Origin of the sequence: Aeromonas piscicola (assembly GCF_000820005.1) — a bacterium.
Taxonomy (GTDB): Bacteria; Pseudomonadota; Gammaproteobacteria; order Enterobacterales; family Aeromonadaceae; genus Aeromonas; species Aeromonas piscicola.
This window is the reverse complement of the sequence record NZ_CDBL01000019.1, coordinates 1-599: the sequence shown is the minus strand read 5'-3', so window position 1 is coordinate 599 and position 599 is coordinate 1. Positions and strand designations below refer to the sequence as shown.

The 599-nt window shown below is 61.9% G+C and carries 2 pseudogenes; one reads left to right on the top strand and one right to left on the bottom strand.

What is annotated here, in order from left to right:
* Window positions 1–169, bottom strand: a pseudogene (locus tag BN1128_RS25195) (aspartate aminotransferase family protein); the annotation flags it as partial.
* A gap of 222 nt (window positions 170–391) precedes the next feature.
* Between BN1128_RS25195 and BN1128_RS04150 the strand changes: the two are divergent.
* Window positions 392–599, top strand: a pseudogene (locus BN1128_RS04150) (H(+)/Cl(-) exchange transporter ClcA); the annotation flags it as partial.

The following is a 599-nucleotide window of genomic DNA, read 5'->3' as shown; positions in this document are numbered from 1 at the left end:
CGATGTAATCCACATAGGCCTGACCATCCACGTCATAGAGGTAGGCACCATCGGCGTGATCGATGAAGCGGGGTGTACCGCCGACCCCATTGAAGGCGCGGACCGGTGAGTTGACGCCACCTGGAATGGTTTGGCGGGCCTGTTCAAACAGCTGATCTGATTTTGACATGGATCATCCTTAATGGGATTTTGGTCGTCACCCGGGCGCAGGCGGTCGATAGCGGCTCGGCAGGCTGCGGTGAGAGGAGTATGCTTTGCGCTCTCGCCACCCGGACTCCCGGTCTGCACCCGTGATAAATGAAACGGGCCGACTATAGCAGAAAGGCCCTGTGCTGGGCAGCCGAGCCGAGGCCGGGTGTTTCCGACCCTCGTTAGATGAGCGTGAATACCCATGGTGCAACAAGCTATCCCCCCTCGCGAGGCGACCGCACAAGGTCGCCCCCCTGTCCTGCAGCGCCTGATCCAGCGGGACAAGATGCCGCTGCTGGTGCTCCTGCTGGCCGCCCTGGTCGGTCTCCTTGCCGGACTGGTCTGCGGGTTGTTTGAATCCGGTGTGCACTGGCTGGCACAGCAGCGAGTCCTGCTGCTGGCGGATCGCC